Below are 22,185 nucleotides of genomic sequence, written 5' to 3'. Positions count from 1 at the left end.
CGATATTTTATCGGAGAAACCATGTGATACAACAGCAAACTTTTATTATGACGCTTATGAATATGTTCACTCATAATGCAAATGTAATGCTTTAGCTCACGCACACCCCGAGGCAGAGCCTCGAGGTATTATTTGAATAAAATTGAAAATGGCAGAACGTGGCATGAAAGCAAAAGAACTTGAAGCTATCATTGGATCAATTGGATCAAAGGGACATGTTTCATCTATCCTTTTGGGAAGAAGGGAGATAACACTGAAAATGGCGCAACGTTTAAGAGATTGTTTTCAATTGCCGGCTGGAATATTTTTTCGGACAACGTAATTGAAGTTGAAGTTGTTGGTTGATAGGTATTAGTTCAACGGCTTCAGAAAACTGAAGCCGTTTTTCATTCCACCAAGTTTGTCATCTCTCAGTCCGTTCGAGATGACAAAATAAAAAAACAAAACCCTGTCATGTCAATCCCACTTTTCGCGGAAGAGACGTCTTTTGAGCGTGGCTGGCTCCCGCACGGTCAGATGTCTCACTACGTTCGACATGACACGCCCTTGGGATGTACAAAAGAGTCCTGTCCTGAATATTCAGGACAGGACTCTTTTCCTCTGACAAATAAATGTTCTGTTATTTAACAATGTTCACCTGCTTCACAATGCGTTCCTGTGAAGTGATAATAGCCAAGTAATACGTACCTCCCGACAATGTTTGTGTATCAACCATAATTCTACTTTCGGTAGTATTATTTTTCTGCCAAACTGTTTCACCAATAATATTCACCAGTTTCATTTCTTTTACATCGCCGCTATTTACATCCACAGTAAACGAACCGGAAGCCGGGTTCGGATATACCTTAATGCCATTGCTTATACTGTATTTATTCAATCCGGTTGTAACATCTTGCTTTACGATAATAGAATCTTTACCGGCATTAAGTTGAATGATGGATTCATCCTTACTTATTGCCTTTACTTGAACAGCCTGTAGCATTAGTTTTTTGTATAGTGTTGAAGCTATTTTACCTGAAATATCATCTCTCATATAAATATTCAGGTCACCGATCTTGCCAAAGCCTGAAACATTCTGGTGATCAATGCGGGTAATGCCAACATCCATGCGACCCATTTTTCCAAAATTTTTGGTAATATATATGAGGTCAGTGCCATTGGTACCTAACCAAGATCCATTGAGCGACAAACTTAGTTTTGTAGTATCAACAATTTTAGGATCGTACGTAATACTAAAGGCTAAACCATACACTCCTGTTGCCTGATTAGTACTTGTACCAAGCATTATTGGCACTTTAATAGTTGAACCCGATAATGTTGTATCATTTGGAATTTTGAAAGTGAGATCAGGTAACCCATTTATGTATTCAGGCTGAACTAATTTAAGAGCGTGGGTTAAGCCATAATTTTGAATGATCGCTGATGTGTCTTTATAATCAATTTTTGCGTCACCATTACAGTCAATATGTTTGTAATTGGTTCCATTATTTAATGCATTGGACCAATCCCATGCAGCCTGACCTGTCCAATTAATTGTAGCGTTAGGTCGAATTGAATAGGTTGAACCATATCCAATGCCTATTGCAAGCATATCATTATTATCCGCTACTAAATCCCTGTTTGCATCCCCCGGCCAAACTAAATGACAGGAATCATCAAATACCAAATTAATTTTCTGGGCAATACAACCATAGGAATCTGTAACTCTTACAGTATCATTCCCTTTACCAAATCCGGTACCGATTTGGCCGGTTGCTGTACCGGCAGTTCCAAACCATGAATATAAATAAGGTGGTGCTCCGCCGCTTACATTTGCAGTTGCTGTTCCGTTATTTTTTCCGCAGGATGGGTAAACAACAGGTACTGAGGTAATGACCAATACAGGTGGTTGGGTTATCGTAACCATGGCTGTTTTAAAACATGCATTTGCGTCAGTTACTGTACAGGTATACGTTCCCACTAACAAATTTATTAAAGTCGGGGTAACTTGTCCTGTATTCCAAGAATAAGTATGTGGATACGTTCCTCCATTACCTGCTACAGTAACCGATCCATCATTACCACCATTACATATAACCTGTGTAGCCATAAACGTTACCTCGAGTACTGGCGGCTGGGTGATACAAGGAGCTGCAGCACCAAAGAGCTGTTTGCTGCATCCCATTGCATCTGTCACTGTTATGGTATAACATCCGGCTACCAGGCTCCTTGCCGTATCGCCTGTTGCACCATTTGACCAATTAAAGGTGTAAGGTTTTGTTCCTCCTGATCCTGATACAGTAGCCTCACCGTTATTACCTCCATAACAGCTAACATTTAAACGAACACCCGCGGATCCGGTTAAGGCTGGCGGTTCGGTTACGGCTATTGCTGTCGTTGAAGTACACCCATTCCCATCAGATACAGTAACAGTATATACGCCCATAGTTAAGCCTGTTATAGAGGATGTTGTATTACCTGAGGGAAACCATAAATAAGAATAACCACCTACACCTCCGTTAACTGTTGCCGATGCTGTGCCATTACTTTCTCCTTTACACAAAGCAGGAGTTGAAACGGCTGCTACAGCCACGGCTGGTGGTTCAGTGATCGTAACTGTTGTTAATAATTGGCAAGGGGTAGGTACCTGCTCATCTTGCACTAATACTGTATATGTACCTGCGGTTAAATTTGTAATAGTAGAAGTTGTGGAAGTAGTTACAGAAATCCCCCCCTTGCTCCAGCTATAAGTAAAACCTGGTACACCACCCGCCATAGTTACAGTTGCGGTTCCATTACTTGATCCCTTACATGAAGCATCAGTCTTTGTGATTACAAGACTTTTGCCTCCACATTGCGCTTTCATATTCCCCGCCGAAAAAAAAGCAAGCAGTAAAATAAACCAGAACACTAAAATGAATTGGGGGTATCCGTTTTTGGAACTGATAGCATGGTTCCTTTCGACTTTGTTTTTCATGATCATTTGATTAGTTAAATTAGTTAATTTAATTTGAGTTTCCATTATATGTTTTGTGTTTGTCATTTTATTTATGTTTTCGTTTATACATTCTTTCACGATACAAATATGAGATGACTTTGCCGGTAAATAAATAACATTTATTTGTATCTTTGGATTACAATCTATATTTATATTTTAATTAACTTATTGATTATTAATTTATTAACATATAATATCTATGTATTTTTTGGATAATTAAATTACTATAGACTGGAAGTCAATAGGTTGTGGTTAAGTAAAGAATGAGATTCTTTCCGTAATACTTAATGAAAAGCGCTCTGTGGTTCTCTGTGATTACTCCTCTGTGAAGCTCTGTGTAACAAAAAAATTACACAGAGAAAAAAAGGAGTAATCACAGAGTACCACAGAGAAAAAAATATTTTCAGAAACTAAGCATTTCGCGCAGAAAGCGTCGGACTTCAACTAACGGATGCTACCAATGAATAATTCAAAAGTAATAGATCTGATTGAAAGCCTTTCTGCTATTGAACTAAGGAGATTTGAGAAATTCCTGGCCTCGCCTTTTTTTAATACGAACCCTGCTATTGTTAAACTGTTCAACTATATAGAATCATGCCGGAGCAAGCCTGTACCGGTGGCTTCCGACAAATTGCAGGCATTTAAACTCATTTTCGGGAACGAAAAATACAATGAGCAAAAAATAAGTGACCTTATGACGTATTTAACCCGGCATATTGAAGATTTTTTGTCACACATTAATTTTGAAAGGCAGACAATGCTGAAAAAAAGTTATTTTCTAAAAGAACTGCGGGAAAGAAATAAAGACAACTATTTTGAAAGTAATATCAGAGAGTATAGGAAAAAACTGCAACGCTCACTGATCAAAGACCAGGAGTATTATTACGGATCATTTTTACTCGAAAAAGAACAAGACCACTACTTTATTATGCAGGGAATAAGAAAAGATGACAAAAGTCTGCAACACAAATCCGACAGTATTGATGTTTTCTTTTTGATCGAAAAACTGAAAAACTTATGCGAGATGATCAGCAGGAAAAATATTATTTCCGCTGAATATGAATTCCGGATGAAAGATGAGATAATGAACTATATAAGATCGGATAAAAATCATTTCGGAAACATACCTGCAATTAAAATCTACTATAATATATTACTTACACTGACAGAAAGTGAGAATGAAACTCATTTTAAAAATTTAAAAAAAGTATTATCAGAAAATTTTAATTTTTTCACCAGGGAGGAAGCGGGCCAGATGTATGGATACGCCCAGAACTATTGTATTAAGAAGATCAATAGTGGCAGGCAGGAATATCATAGTGAGCTGTTTGATCTTTATGAATCACTCCTGAAAACCAAGATCATTTTTGAAGATAAATATCTGTCGCAGTCGGACTATAAAAATATTGTATCGATCGGACTTCGCCTTGAAAAATTTGAATGGACTAAAACATTCATCGAACAATATAAAAACAGTATCGCTCCTGAATTTCGCGAAAACGCATACGAATATAACCTGGCTTCCTACTATTACAGTAAACATGATTATAAAAATGCCCTTAAGCTTTTACAAAAAGTGGAGTTTACCGACGTGTTTTATCATTTGGGTGCGAAATCAATGCTGCTTAAAATGTATTATGAACTGGAAGAGGTGGAACCTTTTTACTCAGGTATTGACGCGTTCAAAGTTTATCTCGGAAGAAACAAACAAATATCACCTGATCAACGTCTGTCTCATAAAAATCTTGTTACACTAACCAAAAAAGCATTTGATATTAGGATCAGGGGAACATCATCAAAAAATTATCAAAAGGCAATTGAAACATTAAAACACAAGATCAATACGAAAAAAAATATTGCTAATCTCCAATGGCTAAAAGAACGAATCGAAGAATTATAATATCTGCTGCATACATCATAAAATCATGGCTTATCACAACACATCATATTAAAAATCAGGTGTTTATAAGCATCTGACAATCAGATATATAAACATTTTATTTTTTAATGCCCAAAGTTGTAACCTTTCCTTAAGGGCGTGCGTTAAAGTATATATATTTTAAACACACTCCCCTATGAGACAGCTCAAGATAGCCAAACAGGTAACCAATCGTGAAACCGCTTCCTTAGATAAATATTTACAGGAGATCGGTAAAGTGGATTTAATAACAGCTGAGGAAGAAGTTGAACTGGCACGGAAAATACGGACCGGTGATCAGCTCGCATTGGATCGCCTGACAAAAGCGAATCTTCGATTTGTCGTTTCTGTTTCCAAACAATATCAAAACCAGGGACTGAGTTTGCCCGATCTCATTAACGAGGGCAACCTGGGGCTGATCAAAGCCGCTCAGCGTTTTGATGAGACACGTGGTTTTAAATTTATCTCGTATGCCGTATGGTGGATACGTCAATCCATTCTTCAGGCCCTAGCCGAGCAATCACGTATTGTACGTTTGCCGCTGAACAAGATCGGCGCCATTAATAAAATAAACAAAGCTTTTTCGAAATTAGAACAGGAATATGAACGCGAACCCACAGCCGATGAAATAGCAACCATACTTGATGTAACCGAATACGATGTAAAAGAATCCATGCGCCATTCAGGCCGCCATGTTTCAATGGACGCGCCTTTAAGTGTAACGGATGACAATGCCGGCAACTTATATGACGTATATTCCAGCGATGATGGAGAAAGTACGGAAGGTGCTTTATTAAGCGAATCATTACGCAGGGAGATAGAACGGGCACTGCATACTTTAACCCCGCGTGAAGCCGATGTTGTTCGTTTATACTTCGGTTTGAATGGCGAAAATGCCATGACCCTTGAAGAGATCGGCGAAAAATTCGAGCTCACTCGTGAACGCGTGCGCCAAATTAAGGAAAAAGGAATTCGCAGACTTAAACACACTTCACGAAGCAAAATCTTAAAAACATACCTTGGCTAAAAAACAATACTATCTCAGAAGATACGGTGAAAAGAGGAGCATTTCGTTCCTCTTTTTTATTTACTTTTGGGCAAGGGATTTGAGACGTGAGACAAAATGTGGAATCGTAAGATTAAACTCAATACATTAAACCTGAAACTTGAAACCAACTTATGTCCCATTTAGTAGCTCCTTCTATCCTCTCCGCCGATTTTGGTAACCTGCAGCGCGATTGCGAAATGATCAATAACAGCAGCGCTGATTGGTTCCATGTTGATGTAATGGATGGGGTTTTTGTTCCAAATATATCTTTTGGATTTCCTGTTATTAAAACGATCCAAAAACATGCTAAAAAACCGCTTGATGTACATTTAATGATCGTTGATCCCGATCGCTACCTGCAGGCATTTAAAGATGTGGGCGCAAATGTGTTAACCGTTCATATTGAAGCTTCTAAACATTTACACAGAACAATTGATGCCATCAAAAACCTTGGCATGAAGGCGGGAGTGGCGATTAACCCGCATACCTCCGCCTCTTTACTGATAGATACCATCGCCGATATTGATCTTGTTTGTGTAATGAGCGTGAACCCGGGTTTTGGAGGACAAAAATTTATTGAGAACACTTTCAGCAAGGTACACCAGCTTCGGGACATGATCGTAAGCAAAAAATCAAAAGCCCTTATTGAAATTGATGGAGGTGTGGATCTGAATAATTACACCAAACTGGTAAATGCAGGGGCTGATGTCTTGGTAGCCGGTAATACTGTGTTTGGTTCTGGTGATCCGGTTGGTACAATTGAAAAACTGAAGAAAATTTAATTTCCCCGCTTAGGGGAAAAATTGATAAAGGAAATTAATTTTTCACCCTATTCAAACTCATCGCCTTCAACATCCAGTTAGGCAGCGGCTTTTCGGGATTTCTTTTACGCAAATCAAGATACCAGCCGATCTTTTTAAGAATGGGTATCTTATGCGTTTCAACAAATTCTATAAGGGTTCCGTCCGGATCTTCAATATAACTGAAACGACCTGCTGCCTCACCCATATCAAAACTATTGGCGCTGTCAACCGTAAACGGATGGCCTGATGCAACGCATTGTTTCTGTATCTCATCCATGCCATATACATCAAAACACAAATGAATGTAACCTAAGTCGCCCCAAAAACGATTTTCAAATATTTTACGGGGACTCCGATCGTATACCTTTATCAACTCGATTTTACTGCTTCCTAATAATTTACTGAAGCTTCCCGCACGGGGCTGTTTATGTCCAAGCAACACCCTTCGCGCTTTATTTGTTCCCGATGGCATAGTTGCAAGATCATTGAAAACGTCTTCTTCATCATAGATCACAGAATCATACCCTAATATCTCTGAATAGAATTTTTTTGACCGCTCTATATCACTTACGCCTATCATACATCCTGAAGGTCCGCCGGTAATCTGTTTACCATTTCCAAACCAGTCCTCACCGTCAACAATATCAAATATATTTCCAAAAGGATCTCTTATAAAAAAATGTTCCCTGCCTCCGGGTGCCGTTACAATATTGCTTACAAGATTCAACTTTTTTGATCTAAAACTCTCATGTGTTTCTTTTACATTACTTGTCTTTATGCGCGGGCAAAAAATTCCATAATCACCCAGCTGTATCTCAAAAGCTGCAGGTTGAGGGGTTCGGCTGGTGTATTGCCATATCTCAAAACCACCGCCGCCCTTCATATTGATGGCAAGTATTGCATGCCGTTTGTGCGACTTACCTCCTGTATATGGTAACATAAGTCCGGCTTCCGCTGCTTCTTCAAAAACCGGTATATCCATACCAAAATTTTGCCGGTACCACTTAAATGCCTCCTTCACATCAGGAACCCCTATCCCTATTTGTTGTATGCCTGCAATTACTTTTTTCATAAACTATATTATCGTCAATTCGAGAATCACTTTTTAACCGGACTTTTCTTTTCCTTGTATTTCTTTGAATAGTCATCCCACTTTTCGGTTTTATAAGCATTACTGCCATAAAACCGCAAAACGGGATCGAGTGTAGACGGAGACACGTATTGCGTAACAAGGTCCAAACCCTGTAAATTTTCATCCATAACAACTATTGATGGAAGAGCAAGGTTGTTTTTTACCAGTGCCATTGCCAGCTGATGAAATGGTGTACCATCAGAGCCATTGTTCATGTATACGGCTCCATTAAACGTAATTGTATCCTTACTTTCCGCATTTAGATCAACCAAATAAAAATTCTTATTGATGTAATCAACATTCAGGGAATCGCTGAATGTTGTTTTATTCATTACCCTGCAGCCATTGCACCAATTGGTGTATATATCAATGAGCAATTTCCTCGGCTGCTTTTTATTGAGTGCTAAGGCCTGGTTGAAACTGTACCATTTCAACTCGGTTTTAGCCTTGGTGGTATCATAAAAAGCTTTTTCAAAATTTTTCCGGAATTCTTCGTATGGCGCAGTCCTGAAAATATTTTCAAGCGTATATACAAGGATGGGTTCTAGCTTCTTGGTATCCAGGTATCCTTGTGAATTCAGTACAAAATTTACAGCGTAATTTGCAAATATGGTAGAAGGGTACATCAACTGGCCGCCCAGCAACTTAACCGCCAATTGGTGGGTCGACTTAGCTGTAGTACCCGGATTAAAATATTTAGTACCGAGGTACTCGATAGTGTCTTTTGTTTCGGCATCAAATTTAACGGGATAGAACCAGGTATTGATATAGTTAGCAATATCAGGAGTTGAATATGTAGTTTTCATCATGTGCTTACACCACCCGCACCAGCCGGTGTAAACGTCAATCACAAAAGGTTTAGGCTGCTTTTTATTGAGTTCGAATGCCTCTTTAAATGTTAACCATTTTACAAGGCTCGGCGGTTCTTCTGAAACCGAATGCTGTGCAGAAAGCACAATGGGATTAAAACAAACAATTAAACCGAGTATATGATTTCTTAAAAAGCGCATCTACATAAAGTTACAAGATTTCTGTAAAAAACATAAAGGGCCTCCTACTCTACCTTCTGCCTGCGGATAAGCGTATAAAATAATTTCGGAAAAAAACGCTTTATCCATATTGTCTTCAGCTCACTTCCACCAATAAACACTTCCACTTTGTTCTTTTTTACCGCATCCAGTATCTGTGCGGCACATAGATCTGCCGGCAAACCATTCTCCTGGCTGGGATCCATTTTATTGTGCTTTTCCCCCTTTTCAGTGATCGCGTTAACGGAAATATTGGTTTTTATTTTTCCGGGACAAACTATTGTGACACCAATATTGTCGTTAAACACCTCCATGCGCAATGATTCAAAAAAACCATGCAATGCATGTTTGGAAGCCGAATAGGCTGATCGCAGGAAGAAACCAAATTTCCCTGAAATACTGCTTATGACAATAAAATGACCACTTTTTTGCTGAAGCATATACGGAAGTACGCCCTTGGTTAACGCAATAGCGCTAAAATAATTCACCTCCATTATCTTACGGTCAATATCCACGGGGGTGTCTTTCACAAATGAACGTTGACTTATACCGCCATTATTCACCAATACATCAATTGATCCGAATTTATTTACTACTTGGTCTACCAGGCTTTTCTCACCTGACATTTCCGACAGGTCAAAAGGTAAAACGAGGCAATTGCTATCATTAAGCCCGCATTGTAATTTAACCCGTTCAAGCTCTTCTTTTCTGCGGGATGACAAAACCAGTTTGGCTCCCTCTTTAGCAAAAGCCATTGTCAAAGCTTCACCAATGCCTGATGAAGCTCCTGTTATCCAAACTACTTTATTGTTAAATGTATGCACCTGAAACAAAGTTAAATGATATTTCCGGATGTAAGTTATACCATCTACTATTAGAGAACAACATGAAGAATGATACTTGTGGAGAGAGAAAAAATGTTCAAATTTAGACTAATATATATCCACCATCGATATTAACTTTGCAAGATGATAAAACGAAGCCTATACAGTATTTTTACGTTACTTATTTTTATTGCATTTGCCTGCAATTCTTCCAAACCAGAAGTTACTATCCCTGCCAATATAGTAAGCAAAGATTCAATGGTGGACATTTTAGTGGATGTACATATACTGGAAGCTACTATTGACCTGGGTATTATGAAAAGCGAAGTTGATCTAAAGCAGGCCGATAAATATTATCCCATATTTAAAAAGCATAATATTACATGCCAGGAATATGATAAGAGCCTGCTTTTTTACACTTCTCACCCCGAGCTGCTCAACCAGATATATGATAATGTAATTGCGGGGTTGAGCAGGAAACAGGCTGAATTAAATAAACATTAATTTTTTGTATCAAGTAGAAATAAACGGCACGTTTCGCGGATCGATTCCTCAATGGGAATGAAATTATACTTTAGAGCAGTTCTCACTTTATCATTCGAATAATTTTTCTTTTTATGCGCAGCCCTGGACGTTTCCTTTGTTATTAAAGGGCTATAACTACTGATTGAACTTTTAAGTTTTTCCACCCTCCACGCAATGTCGCTCAGCACCACACCTGCTTTTATAAACGGTATTCGCTTTTTAAAACAAGTGCATGCTAACTCAAAGTATTGCCTGAATCCGATGTTTTCAGATGAAACAATAAATCGCTGGTTGCTTATCTTACTTTCCATTAGCTTTAGCATAATACTTGCAACATCCCGCACATCAACAAAACCCGTAACACCATCAGTATAAAACAATAATCCCTTATAGGCGGTCCTGGACATTTTAGTTCCTACACCACCCCAATCACCCGGGCCAATAATTACAGACGGGTTTACCACAACAACATTCAGGCCTTCCTCAGCGGCACGCCACACTTCACGTTCGGCTCCATACTTACTGATAGAATAAATGCTGTTCTCCGGCGAAGACTTCCAATATGTTTCCTCTGTAATACTACTTTCACTTGTACCAATAGCCGCAATTGAACTCACATGGCAAAATTTTTTGATACCCTTTTCAATCGCGGCATTCACCATGTTAGTGGTGCCGTCAATATTCCCCCTTAAAATAGCCTGTGCATCTTTTGGATCAAATGAAACAATGGCGGCGCAGTGATACACTTCATCAATCCCGTCCATCGCTTCTAACAAGCCATATATGTCTTCAAGGTCACCATCAACCCATTCCACCTTTGAAAACAGTTGTTTCGCTTCGGAAGTATAATAGCTGAACGTTTTGATCACTTGCGGCAAATTACTGCCCGGTCGTTTCAACGCTCTGACCTGCTTGCCTGACTTTAACAAGTCATATAGCACATGAGCACCTAATAAACCTGTTCCACCTGTTACAAATACCATTTCTACGAATTACGAATTTGTACGAATTTAATCAATCGTTTTTACATTCGTAATTCATAAATTTGTCCTTATTCCTAATTCGTAGTACTTTCGCCATCAATCATGATTAAAAACTTCATTAAGGAACTCAAATGGCGCGGTATGCTCCACGACTGTGTACCCGGAACCGAAGAACAGCTTACCAAAGAAATGACAACAGGGTACATTGGCTTTGACCCTACCGCTGATTCATTAGGTGTAGGAAATCTGGTACAAATCATGACGCTGCTTCATTTTCAGCGTGCGGGACATAAGCCCATCGCCCTTGTCGGCGGTGCTACAGGAATGGTAGGGGACCCATCAGGTAAAAGCCAGGAACGTAATTTTTTAAGTGAAGAAGCCTTGCAACACAACCTGAATTGCCAGAAAAAACAGCTCGAAAAATTTCTTGATTTTAAGAGCGGCCCGAATTCGGCTGAGATTGTGAATAACTATGATTGGTTCAAAAATTTTACATTCCTTGAATTTATACGTGATGTGGGAAAGCATATTACCATCAATTACATGATGGCCAAAGACTCCGTTCAAAAACGAATGGAAACTGGTATGTCCTTTACAGAGTTCTCCTACCAGCTGGTTCAGGGTTATGATTTTTATTATTTGTGGAAACACAAAGGCGTGAAACTCCAGATGGGCGGCTCCGACCAGTGGGGAAATATAGTTACGGGAACGGAATTAATAAGGCGTAAAGATAGCGGTGAAGCCTTCGCGCTGACAACTCCCTTAATTAAAAAAGCCGATGGTACTAAGTTTGGCAAAACCGAAAGCGGCAACATCTGGCTTGATGGAAAACGAACATCACCTTACCTGTTTTACCAGTTCTGGCTAAATGCTTCCGATGAAGATTCAAAAAATTATATCCGCATATTTACCCTGATGACTCAGACTGAAATAGAAACCCTGGAAGCTGAGCACGTCAAGGCTCCTAACATACGTGTATTGCAAAAAGCGCTGGCAAAAGACATTACCATACGTGTGCATTCTGAAGCCGACTACAATGCCGCCGTTGAAGCTTCGGAAATATTATTTGGCAAAGGAACCACCGAAAGCCTGGTAAAACTTTCTGAAAATGATTTCTTATCAGTGTTTGAAGGTGTGCCCCAGGTAAATATCCCAAAAGCTGATCTGGATCAGGGCATTAATATTATCGATTTCCTGTCGGATAAAACGCAGATATTTTCTTCAAAAGGCGAAGCGCGTAAAATGCTCCAGGGTGGCGGCATAGCCATCAACAAAAACAAAGTTGAAAATATTGCTTATACAGTAACTGCTAAAGAATTACTAAATGGAAAATACATTTTGGCGCAAAAGGGAAAGAAAAATTATTTTGTGGTTAAAGCTGAGTAATATCAGTTTGGGAAAGCATCGCCCTTCCTGGACAACCTGCTGAACAACTCCTCCAGCCCATCCAAAATCTTCTTAAGGACATCGAAATACAACGTGATTGCCATTACCAACGACATCAACCAGATCACGCATATATTCACCCAATACGTATCGTAATAATTACCAATGAACTTTTTGCGTGGAGCGAAGAAATGCGCACGTGCGAAGTTAGATGCAGGATCAAGGAATACCGGGTCAGCACGCTGTATCAATTCACCGTCTTTCTCCAGGATTTTATCTAACTCATTATGGTTGGTTACCAGGTTGATCAGTGATTCATTCTCATAATCATTCTTACTTTGCATAAACTCCTCCTTATTGGCATTGTTCAATTTGGAAACAAGCTGATCACCCTGGTTGCTGGCATTATTATACCTGCGTATATAATAGGTATTGAGCCGGCTCAGGTAATCACGTAACCTGACAATAGTTGCAGCATCAAATTTATCGACAGTCAATTGCTCCAAACCTTTAAGCTGAACAGGGTGCGTAATAACACTTTCCTTTTTTATCTCATTCGCAATAAGCATAATATCTTCTTCAAACTCATGCTTGCTTGCAGCAGCTTTTGTTTTCAGGTTGGTTTCACAGCGATCAACCTTAGCCCGTATTTTCGGTATCCAATAGTTCTTTTTGAAATCAGCAATACTCTTTGCTTTATCGTACTTGTAAAAATTACGCTCGAATTTATTTGTTTTGAACTGGTTAACTGCTAATGCTTCAAAGGCCCAACGTGATGCCATTATTTCACCTGTAAAGGGCACTGTGCTTTGCGATGTAATTGCAGGATTAAGTTTGTCGAACTTAACGATCACACCGCTCAGCAACAACTGCGGAATGATGAGAAAAGGGATAAGGATATAGATGGTGACGGCAGAGTTGAAGCTGGCGGAAATATTAAGACCAAGCATATTGGCAAAACACGAAGTAGTGAACAACACCATGAAATAATCCAAGTGCATTCCCTTTATTTCAAGTACAAAATTACCCACAAATACAAACATGGTTGTTTGAATTGCCGACAACAGGAACATGATTGAAATTTTAGAGAAGAGGTAACTGATCCGGCTAAGATTAAGGAACGACTCGCGTTTTAATATTTTACGGTCACGGATGATCTCCTCGGCACTTACTGTTAAACCTATAAATAGGGCCACCACAACCGACATAAATAAATAAGCCGGCATATTTTCATTGTCACGGAAAATATAGCCAATTTTATTTGAAATGTCGGTATTGTAAAACTTTACCAGGTAGGCCAATATAAAAGCCAGCAAAGGCGACTCGATCAGGTTGATCGCTAGGTATTGCTTATTGGTGAGCTTTGATAAGATATCGCGCGTAATAAACACTTTGAACTGTTTGAATTTTGACGGTATCTTAAGCGTGCTTTCCGGCAGAGCTGTATGAGCCTCTGCGACAGGTATTTTACTTTCTATACGCTCAACATAAAATTTATTCCATTCGGTTGGTGACACTTTACGGTTATGCGTAAGGTTACCATACTCATCCAACACTTTTGATTCAATAATGTTAAATATCAATTCGGGATTAACATTACCACATGTTATACACTCACTCTCGTTACTGTTAACATGGTTAATTATTGTTTTAAAATAAATAACACCATCAACCGGGTTGCCGTAATAAATAGGATAGCCGCCGACATCAAGTATCATCAGCTTGTCAAACATCTTAAAAATATCGGATGATGGCTGGTGAATAACCACGAAAACAAGTTTCCCTTTTAATGCCAATTCTTTTAAAAGGTCCATAATGTTTTCTGAATCCCGTGATGAAAGTCCGGAAGTAGGCTCATCAACAAAGAGCACCGCAGGCTCACGGATAAGCTCCAGCGCTATATTCAGACGCTTACGCTGCCCTCCGCTTATTGTTTTTTCAAGCGGGCTGCCGACCTTCAAATCACGGGTTTCGAACAGGCCAAGATCCGTCAACAACTCACCAACCATTCTCGTGATCTGCTCATCAGGCATATTGCCAAAACAAAGTTTGGCGTTATAGAATAAATTCTGAGCTACTGTTAACTCTTCAATCAATAAATCATCCTGTGATACGTGTCCGATAACACCTTCGATCTTATCCTTCTCCGTATGAATATTTATGCCATTTATGAAAACTCCGCCATCGCTTGGCACTTCGTTGCTGTTAAGTACATTCAGCAGGGTTGATTTACCCGCACCGCTGCCACCCATAATGATCTTGGCTTTACTTTTATCGCTCAGGAAGGAGCTGATAATATCACTGTAATAAATTGGTTTAACCTTCGAGCTGCGGATAGAAGAACCGTGTGTTAAAATATAAACGGTTTCGTTCTTGATACCCTGTCCGTTCAGGTTCAACTCGCTTGTGCCAAAATAACGAAGCGCATACATACTTACACTTGGAATACGCAATATCCGGAGCTCCCCGGTTATTCCATCGGAATAAATATGACGCGTGTGTTTGAATTTGCTCTCAGCTTCATTATTAACCACCAGTATTTCAGGAGCATCCAGCTTCTCATCTTCTGTAGACTGCACAAAACTCATACAGCTCTTGTACTCCGCCGGTTCAATGTTAAAAGTCTCCGCAACTGTATTAACAAACTCCAGTTCCTGCGGACTGATCTCATCGTTTGAATTAATAAATTCAATTAAACGAATGAGCACAACCACCTTTTGCGTTTGCGTAAGCTCGGCATTGATCTGGGTACATATCTAAGAGATGTTCTTTTGGCAGAGCCGTCTTTTCTTTTTGCAACCTGGTGATGCGATTCAAGGAACTCATCAAATAGAGCAAGATATTGATCGACCAACTCCTGGTTAAGCTGCTGTTTGAGGAAGGACTGAACAATATCACGACCGGTGTTATTCACACCATCAACCCTTGCAATAATTGCAAAGAGCTGCATAAGAGCTTTGAGTATCCGTTCACTCATAGTGTTAAGGCATACGCCTTAAAATAAAATAGACATTAATACGGGTTGTATAATGCCTATTTGAAGATGGTTTAAAACTAATTACTGCTTAAATCCAATCAAAACAACTGCACAACCGGAACCCTGGCTTTCGCTGCCCAGGCGTGCTTCAATGATACAATCAAGTGTTGAATTCACTTTGAAATCCCAGTACGGAGAATTTTTATAATCGCTGTTGGTAAAGATCAGGTTGCGGTCGTTGTCGAATACCGAGAAAACCAGGTTTCCATCACCTAACCCGCTGCAGGCAACTACCCTGTAAATGGTTCCTCCGTAAAAGGTTGTATGAAATTCTGCAGTTTCATCACTATTCAATAAAAGCGCACGGTACTCCTGTCCATCCGACAAAAACTGACGGGCCATGTGCTTGGCGCAGGCATTTGCAATTGTATCGCATTGAGCATAGGAAAATTGAGAAGTAAGGGCGAGTGCGGCAAACAGGAATAAAGATTTAAGTAATTTTTTCATTTGCATTTGTTTTTTATTACCAGTTGTCAAATGGAATACACCATACCTGCCGGCAGGCAGGTTCATTTTCGGTTTACTCACCTTTTTGTTTTTTATTTCAAAGGTGCTCATGATTACTTCGCAATTGTAAACCAGCGGTTTATGGCTATTTCATCGCAATTTTATTTTAATTTAATTATCATCAACAATTATTAAACAGCTGAACCACAGATCATGGTTCTGATAGCCAGTATTTTTTCTGAAATGGTTTTGATATGCTCGGCTGATATTTTCACTTCCGAAGCACTTGTAATGGTTGTTATTTTTTTCTCAACGTCAACAGTCGGTTTCTGGTAAGTATATTTAAACTCAATGCTGTCAAAGGCAGTGGAAAGTTCTTTAATCTTCGCGATCAGGTCGGCATAATCCTTATCAGCGGCGTATGGAGTAAGCAACTTAATTATACTCTGGATGGTGGTTTTTTGTTCACCTATCCTGCGTTTAATTTCTTCGTTATCCTTCGCTTTTAAAACATTGGTAACAAAGTGCATGGTCTCAATCCATCCACCCGTCAGTACTAACCCGCTTATATCGTTCTGCTTATTATTCTTCAGATAGGAGTCGCTTTGTCTGTAAGCAACTGATACAAGACTCAACAACGAATCTTTTTTACCGAAGTTAGCCTGGAAACGGGTCATCAACGCCGGATTAAAAGCGCTGGAAACACCAAGATCATCACCCAGTTTTCTTACCGTATTCATGTATGCCAGCGCATCCTGTGTCTGATCATACATGGTTACATATCCCAGATCGGCTCCATAAACACCAAGATTAAGTGCCTTTAGAAATTTCGTTGAATAACCGGTTAACTTACTGGTTGGGTTAAGCATTTCCTTATTAAAAGGGAGGCCCACTTTATTGATCAAAAAGGCGGTCTGAATCGGGGAAGGAATACTGATAATTTCCCCATTAATATTAAGCAGGGCTGTTGTAGCGGTATCACTGTCCTGCAATTCATCCGGATCGCTACCTTCATTTTTTCCGGAACCACAACCAAGTGATAGCAACGAAATGGCAGCCAGCGACAAAAACCCCTGTCTGATTGATATAAATTTAAACATCATTTGTTTGTAATTTGATTATTTAAAATGCTTTGCAAGATAAAAAATAATTCGATTGCCAAAAGTAATAATTTTTATGATAAATGAGTATTCCGGAACGTTTTATGAGCGATTTAGGGCTGAAGTATCCATGTAATGAGGTATTGAGCCTAAAAAATTGTTGCAAAAAACCGCAATAATGAATTAAATGCTGATTTATGTTGCCGGTTATTCGTTGTTAGTTTATTGGACAACAGACAACATTTAATAGACAACTAACAACCAATAACTAAACAAGTAATCTATACATTTGCAGTATGCAAAGTTCAAAAACACCTTCAGCCGGAACTGATTTCGAAATGGTAGCAACCACCTTATTCGGATTGGAAGATGTACTTCTCAAAGAATTACAGAAGCTTGGCGCGCGTGATCTGAAGCCAATGAAACGTGCTGTGAGTTTTGTCGGTGACAAAGGCTTTATGTACAAGGCTAATTATTGGCTGCGCACCGCTTTACGTGTATTAAAACCCATCGCTTCATTCACCGTTTCTGATGATAAAAACCTTTATGACCGGGTTAAAACGATCGAATGGAAAAAGTACCTTACTGAAAATGACCTTCTCGCGGTAAGCACTTCATTGAGCACCGACATCTTTAATCATACACAATACATTTCTCAAAAAACAAAAGACGCTATTGTTGATCAGTTCAGGGAACAAACCGGCAAACGCCCTTCCGTTGACCTGGATAACCCAACCGTACGTATTCATGTGCACGTAGAAGGAAATGTTTGTACCATTTCACTCGACAGTTCAGGCCAGCCTTTGTTTAAAAGAGGATACAGAACAGAAGTTAACCTTGCTCCCCTGAATGAATCGCTGGCGGCAGGAATGATCCTACTTAGTGGCTGGGAACCCCACCGCGTGTTCATTGACCCAATGTGCGGAGCAGGAACACTTTGCATTGAAGCGGCACTTATCGCCTGTAATATTCCTCCAGGCTATTTCAGGGATAGCTTCGGCTTCCAGAAGTGGAACGATTATGATATGAATCTGTTTAATACGATCACCGAAAGCGCATTAAACAAATTTAACAACAGAGACTTCAGGATCTTTGGTTCGGATATTTCAGAAACTGTTGTCCGCAAGGCAAAACAAAACGTACTGCAGGCAAAAATGGAAGATGTAATTAAAATTTCGACATCACGATTTGAAGACTTTAGCCCGCCGGAAGGCGGCGGTATTGTAATATTTAACCCCCCGTATGGTGAACGGCTGAACCAAACGGATGTAAACGTGTTGTACAAATCGATCGGCGACACCTTAAAGAAAAAATATGCCGGTTACACAGCCTGGATAATCAGCTCAAACAGGGAAGCCGTTAACCAGATCGGACTTCATGCCACACGAAAAATTTCATTGTTCAACGGATCGTTGGAATGTAAGTTTTTACGATATGAGATGTATTCGGGAACGAAGAAGAGAATAGGCATCAACGAATAACGAATAAAAAACAAAATGTACTAATGTGAAACTGAACGCCTCGCAACTCTATTCGCAAATTCGTTTTTTATTCGTTATTCGTTGATAGCACTCAACTCCAATATCCTGTCAAACTCTTCTTTTCGCAATGGCATTACAGATAAGCGCCCCTGGCGCACGAGATAAATATTTTGAAGCAATTTATCCGCCTTTATTTCAGCAAGTGTTACCGGACGTTTTAATGTTTTGTAGGGTTCCAGATCAACAACACTCCAGTCTTCTTTTGTTGTAGGATCCTGGTAAGCTTCTTTCATCACCTTCGCGATCCCGACAATGCAGAGGCCTTCGTTACTATGATAAAAATAAACAAAGTCACCCTTTTTCATGGCACGCAGGTTCAAACGCGCGGCATAATTACGCACACCATCCCATACTGCCTTTTTATCCTTTAAAAATTTCTCCCAGGAATACGTTGAAGGTTCTGATTTTACGAGCCAGTGGTTCATGTTGTTAGTATTGGTTGTTAGTTATTGGTTGTTTGTTCGTTATTGATTCAGCCCTACAACAGACAACCAGCAACTAACAACTCTTTTCTTCAATGCAATATCTTATATACAAGTTCCTTCAGCAATTCCCCTCCTCCCACACTTACATTATTTACACCTTTTGATTTTAAGTCATAATCCCGCAGATCACTTATTATTGCTTTTAATTTTAACGGGGGATACAACTTTGCTGCTTTTTCATAATCAATCAGAAAAAATGGGTGAACCCCCAATGCACCAGCAGCGATGGCTTTCGACTTATCAGGCAAAAAATGATAGGTTAAAAGTTTGCTAAAATAGCCGTAGAGTGTAGAAATAGAAACAACAAGCGGATGATCCTTATCATTCGCGGCAAAATAATTAACAATTCGATTCGCCTTTAGCACATCCTTTTTACCCAGTGCATTTTGCAGTTCAAAGGTGTTATAGTCCTTGCTTATCCCTATATTGGTCTGGATCTGCTCAATTGTGATCTCCGACTTTTCGGGCAAACTGATCATCAATTTCTCCAGCTCATTTGTAATCCGGCTCAGGTCAGTTCCCAAATATTCGGCAAGCATTACGGCGGCCGGAGGATTAATGGAATAACTTTTGCTTTTTAAATAACTGCCGATCCAATCGGGCACCTTATTGTCGTAAAGTTTTTTTGATTCAAATACCACAGCGCGTTTCGCGATATTTTTACCAAGAGCCGTACGCATGTCAAGTTTCTTATACTTATAACAGATCACCAGCAGCGTTGACTTTTGAGGGTTTTCGATATAGGCCAGGAAGGGGTGTTTGTGTTTGGCATCATCACCTTTTTCACGTCCAACCAGGTCACGGATATTCTGCGCTTCTTTAACAATTACAACCTGCAGATCACTCATCATCGGGAAACGCTTGGCGGCACTTATCACACTCAGTATATCAACGTCACGCCCGTACAAAACAGATTGATTGAACTCCTTTTCACCTTCATCAAGTATATTCTTTTCAATGTGATCCGAAATAGCATCAATAAAATAAGGCTCCTCCCCCATCAAAAAATAAACAGGGTGATATATCTTCTTTTTCAAGTCGGTCATGATCTGCTGAAACTCCATATTCATGTTTCGAAAGTACAAAGCGTATTTGAACTGACAGTAACAAAATAATATTTATTGATAAATATTATTTCTGAAAAAATATAGTAGCTTCACCAATGTATTAATACCGATCCGTTTGCATAAACTAAACTTACCTATATGCCAGTTCAGGTTCCAGAATAAGGATGGGAATGTGGAAATATTCGATGTTGTCCGCAAGAAATTTATTGTTCTCACCCCCGAAGAATGGGTACGGCAGCATTTCATTCATTACCTGATCAACCAAAAGGGGTTCCCTCCTTCTCTGATACAACTCGAAAAGCCCTTAAATTATAACCAGCTTGAAAAACGAAGCGATATAGTGGTATATGATAAAGCTGCGAATCCTGTTGTCCTTGTTGAATGCAAATCCCCGCAAATCAGCATAATACAGGATGCCTTTGACCAGATAGCTCGTTATAACTTTTCACTGAAAGTTAAGTATCTGATCGTGACAAACGGAATTAACCATTTTTGCTGCAAAATGGACTATGAAACCATTTCCTATAGTTTTATTCCACAAATACCCCTGTATAAGGAATTATAACCTGTTCGTATTTTTAGCTTAATCGTATTTCAAAATTCTCAATCATAGCATCTCCTTTAATTCCGGACTAACAAATTTATCAAATATCAATATCCTTTTGCCCGTTTTTAATATAAACCGAGCTTGCTTTTTATATTTATATATGCTATCTTCATTAAATAAACAATGTCATTGTGTTAAATTCTTAAAATCATAACTAAATGGATAAACACTACCAATTTGCTATAGCCACAGCCTTTGCTGGAATGTTAATATTTACAGGTGTTACTGCCCAGTATAACATTAAATCAACGACACCCCGTTTTGAACTTCCTGCCAACACCCGTGATGGTGAACATCACATGAACAAAACGATCATTTTTAAAATGAAACCCCAATACCGTTCTTTATGTTCAATTGAGGACGTTAATTATCCTCCATTAAAAGCGCTTATGCAGCAAATGGGCGTTCAATCGTTCGGTAAAATATATCCGCATGAAGAGCCGCCGGTCAGACCATATAACGGACGCGGTGAAAAACTGGTCGATTTGTCATTAATGTATGAGTACACCTACACTGCCGATCTTACAGTGCAACAGGGAATGGATAAAGTAGCGTCATTAGGTGCTTTTGAATACGTTGAACCTCACGTTATCCCTAAATTATCGTATACTGTAAATGACCCTTCCGTTGCCAGCCTGCAATATCATATTGCAAAGATCAGCGCCCCTCAGGCCTGGGACATCTCTAAAGGTGACACAAATGTTGTTGTTGGCATTGTTGATACCGGAACAGAACCCACACACAATGATCTGAAAAACAATATAAAATATAATTATGCTGATAAAATTGACGGGATTGATAATGACGCAGACGGCTATATCGATAATTTCAGAGGATGGGATACAGGGATGGGTGATAATGACCCTACCTGGCAGGGCGATGGACATGGCGTGCATTGCAGCGGTATTTCCTCGGCTTCAACCGACAATAGCCTCGGTGTTGCAGGAGTTGGTTTTAAATGCAAATTCATGGGTGTAAAAGCCGCTAATGCATCCGGATCACTGGTAGCGTCTTACACAGGTGTTCAATATGCGGCGGCCCATGGCTGCAAGGTCATCAGCTGCTCATGGGGTTCTCCTACAAGTGGTCAGTATGGACAGGACATTGTTAATTACGCAACTTTCAATCAAAATGCTTTGGTTGTGGCTGCTGCGGGGAATTCCGGAGATGAGACATTGGAGTATCCCGGCTATTATCAGAATGTATTGGGAGTGGCTTCAACTGATGCTGCCGATAAAAAATCGGGGTTCTCGAGTTATAATTATCGTGTCCGGATC

18 protein-coding genes and 1 pseudogene are annotated in these 22,185 nt (G+C 39.5%); 9 read left to right on the top strand and 10 right to left on the bottom strand.

The features are described from left to right. Positions 1-148 precede the first annotated feature (148 nt). The gene (locus tag HYU69_10490) at positions 149-322 is read left to right on the top strand and encodes a hypothetical protein (protein ID MBI2270766.1); all 174 of its coding nucleotides are present in this window, start codon (positions 149-151) and stop codon (positions 320-322) included. Positions 323-619: 297 nt separating this feature from the next. Here HYU69_10490 and HYU69_10485 read toward each other — a convergent pair whose 3' ends face one another. After that, positions 620-2,956: a T9SS type A sorting domain-containing protein gene (locus HYU69_10485; protein ID MBI2270765.1), complete on the bottom strand. Its 2,337-nt coding sequence runs from the start codon at positions 2,954-2,956 to the stop codon at positions 620-622. 481 nt (positions 2,957-3,437) lie between these two features. Between HYU69_10485 and HYU69_10480 the strand changes: the two genes are divergently transcribed. The 3 genes from HYU69_10480 (at position 3,438) to rpe (ending at position 6,725) form a co-directional block, all read left to right on the top strand. Beyond that, positions 3,438-4,877, top strand: a complete 1,440-nt coding sequence (locus tag HYU69_10480) for a hypothetical protein (GenBank protein ID MBI2270764.1) — start codon at positions 3,438-3,440, stop codon at positions 4,875-4,877. Positions 4,878-5,052: 175 nt separating this feature from the next. Further along, positions 5,053-5,922 carry a sigma-70 family RNA polymerase sigma factor gene (locus HYU69_10475; protein MBI2270763.1) on the top strand — a complete coding sequence of 290 codons (870 nt, stop codon included), beginning with the start codon at positions 5,053-5,055 and terminating at the stop codon, positions 5,920-5,922. Between the two features lie 152 nt (positions 5,923-6,074). Beyond that, the gene (rpe, locus tag HYU69_10470; GenBank protein ID MBI2270762.1) at positions 6,075-6,725 is read left to right on the top strand and encodes a ribulose-phosphate 3-epimerase; all 651 of its coding nucleotides are present in this window, start codon (positions 6,075-6,077) and stop codon (positions 6,723-6,725) included. A gap of 34 nt (positions 6,726-6,759) precedes the next feature. Here rpe and HYU69_10465 read toward each other — a convergent pair whose 3' ends face one another. From HYU69_10465 to HYU69_10455, 3 genes are read right to left on the bottom strand one after another with little or no spacing between them, the layout of a single operon-like run. Continuing rightward, positions 6,760-7,818: a VOC family protein gene (locus tag HYU69_10465; GenBank protein ID MBI2270761.1), complete on the bottom strand. Its 1,059-nt coding sequence runs from the start codon at positions 7,816-7,818 to the stop codon at positions 6,760-6,762. A gap of 26 nt (positions 7,819-7,844) precedes the next feature. Further along, positions 7,845-8,888 carry a DUF255 domain-containing protein gene (locus tag HYU69_10460; GenBank protein MBI2270760.1) on the bottom strand — a complete coding sequence of 348 codons (1,044 nt, stop codon included), beginning with the start codon at positions 8,886-8,888 and terminating at the stop codon, positions 7,845-7,847. Between the two features lie 44 nt (positions 8,889-8,932). Then, positions 8,933-9,730 carry an SDR family oxidoreductase gene (locus HYU69_10455; GenBank protein MBI2270759.1) on the bottom strand — a complete coding sequence of 266 codons (798 nt, stop codon included), beginning with the start codon at positions 9,728-9,730 and terminating at the stop codon, positions 8,933-8,935. Between the two features lie 144 nt (positions 9,731-9,874). On the opposite strand from HYU69_10455, the gene HYU69_10450 reads away from it, so the two are divergent. Next, positions 9,875-10,234, top strand: a complete 360-nt coding sequence (locus tag HYU69_10450) for a DUF4296 domain-containing protein (GenBank protein MBI2270758.1) — start codon at positions 9,875-9,877, stop codon at positions 10,232-10,234. On the opposite strand, the gene HYU69_10445 is transcribed toward HYU69_10450, so the two are convergent. Beyond that, positions 10,231-11,238, bottom strand: coding sequence for an NAD-dependent epimerase/dehydratase family protein (locus HYU69_10445; protein MBI2270757.1), 1,008 nt, complete (start codon positions 11,236-11,238; stop codon positions 10,231-10,233). The two genes, HYU69_10450 and HYU69_10445, sit on opposite strands and share 4 nt — an antisense overlap. Positions 11,239-11,340: 102 nt before the next feature. Here HYU69_10445 and HYU69_10440 point away from each other — a divergent pair, with 102 nt between their 5' ends. Beyond that, entirely contained in the window at positions 11,341-12,624 is a 1,284-nt protein-coding gene (locus tag HYU69_10440; protein MBI2270756.1) for a tyrosine--tRNA ligase, read from the top strand. 2 nt (positions 12,625-12,626) lie between these two features. Here HYU69_10440 and HYU69_10435 read toward each other — a convergent pair. From HYU69_10435 to HYU69_10425, 3 genes and pseudogenes are all read right to left on the bottom strand, one after another. After that, positions 12,627-15,601, bottom strand: a pseudogene (locus HYU69_10435) (ATP-binding cassette domain-containing protein). An 81-nt stretch (positions 15,602-15,682) separates the two neighbouring features. Next, entirely contained in the window at positions 15,683-16,108 is a 426-nt protein-coding gene (locus HYU69_10430) for a hypothetical protein (GenBank protein ID MBI2270755.1), read from the bottom strand. Positions 16,109-16,299: 191 nt separating this feature from the next. Further along, positions 16,300-17,211 (bottom strand): hypothetical protein, encoded by a 912-nt coding sequence (locus HYU69_10425; GenBank protein ID MBI2270754.1) that lies wholly within the window; start codon positions 17,209-17,211, stop codon positions 16,300-16,302. Between the two features lie 335 nt (positions 17,212-17,546). Between HYU69_10425 and HYU69_10420 the strand changes: the two genes are divergently transcribed. After that, positions 17,547-18,689 carry a class I SAM-dependent RNA methyltransferase gene (locus HYU69_10420; protein MBI2270753.1) on the top strand — a complete coding sequence of 381 codons (1,143 nt, stop codon included), beginning with the start codon at positions 17,547-17,549 and terminating at the stop codon, positions 18,687-18,689. A 74-nt stretch (positions 18,690-18,763) separates the two neighbouring features. Here the strand turns inward: HYU69_10420 and HYU69_10415 are convergent, their stop codons facing one another. Beyond that, on the bottom strand, positions 18,764-19,174 hold the full coding sequence (locus HYU69_10415) for an EVE domain-containing protein (GenBank protein ID MBI2270752.1): 411 nt from the start codon (positions 19,172-19,174) through the stop codon (positions 18,764-18,766). Positions 19,175-19,263: 89 nt separating this feature from the next. Further along, a complete protein-coding gene (holA, locus tag HYU69_10410; protein MBI2270751.1) occupies positions 19,264-20,304 on the bottom strand; it encodes a DNA polymerase III subunit delta in 1,041 nt (346 codons plus the stop codon). Between the two features lie 112 nt (positions 20,305-20,416). Between holA and HYU69_10405 the strand changes: the two genes are divergently transcribed. Next, entirely contained in the window at positions 20,417-20,866 is a 450-nt protein-coding gene (locus HYU69_10405; protein MBI2270750.1) for a type I restriction enzyme HsdR N-terminal domain-containing protein, read from the top strand. Positions 20,867-21,066: 200 nt separating this feature from the next. Continuing rightward, positions 21,067-22,185 (top strand): S8 family serine peptidase (locus tag HYU69_10400; GenBank protein MBI2270749.1); only part of this gene is annotated, 1,119 nt, incomplete at its 3' end.

The sequence above is a fragment of the Bacteroidota bacterium genome (genome assembly GCA_016183775.1).
Lineage (GTDB): Bacteria > Bacteroidota > Bacteroidia > JABDFU01 > JABDFU01 > JABDFU01.
Note: the sequence above shows the minus strand (reverse complement) of the source record. Positions and strands in the feature narration are given on the sequence as shown.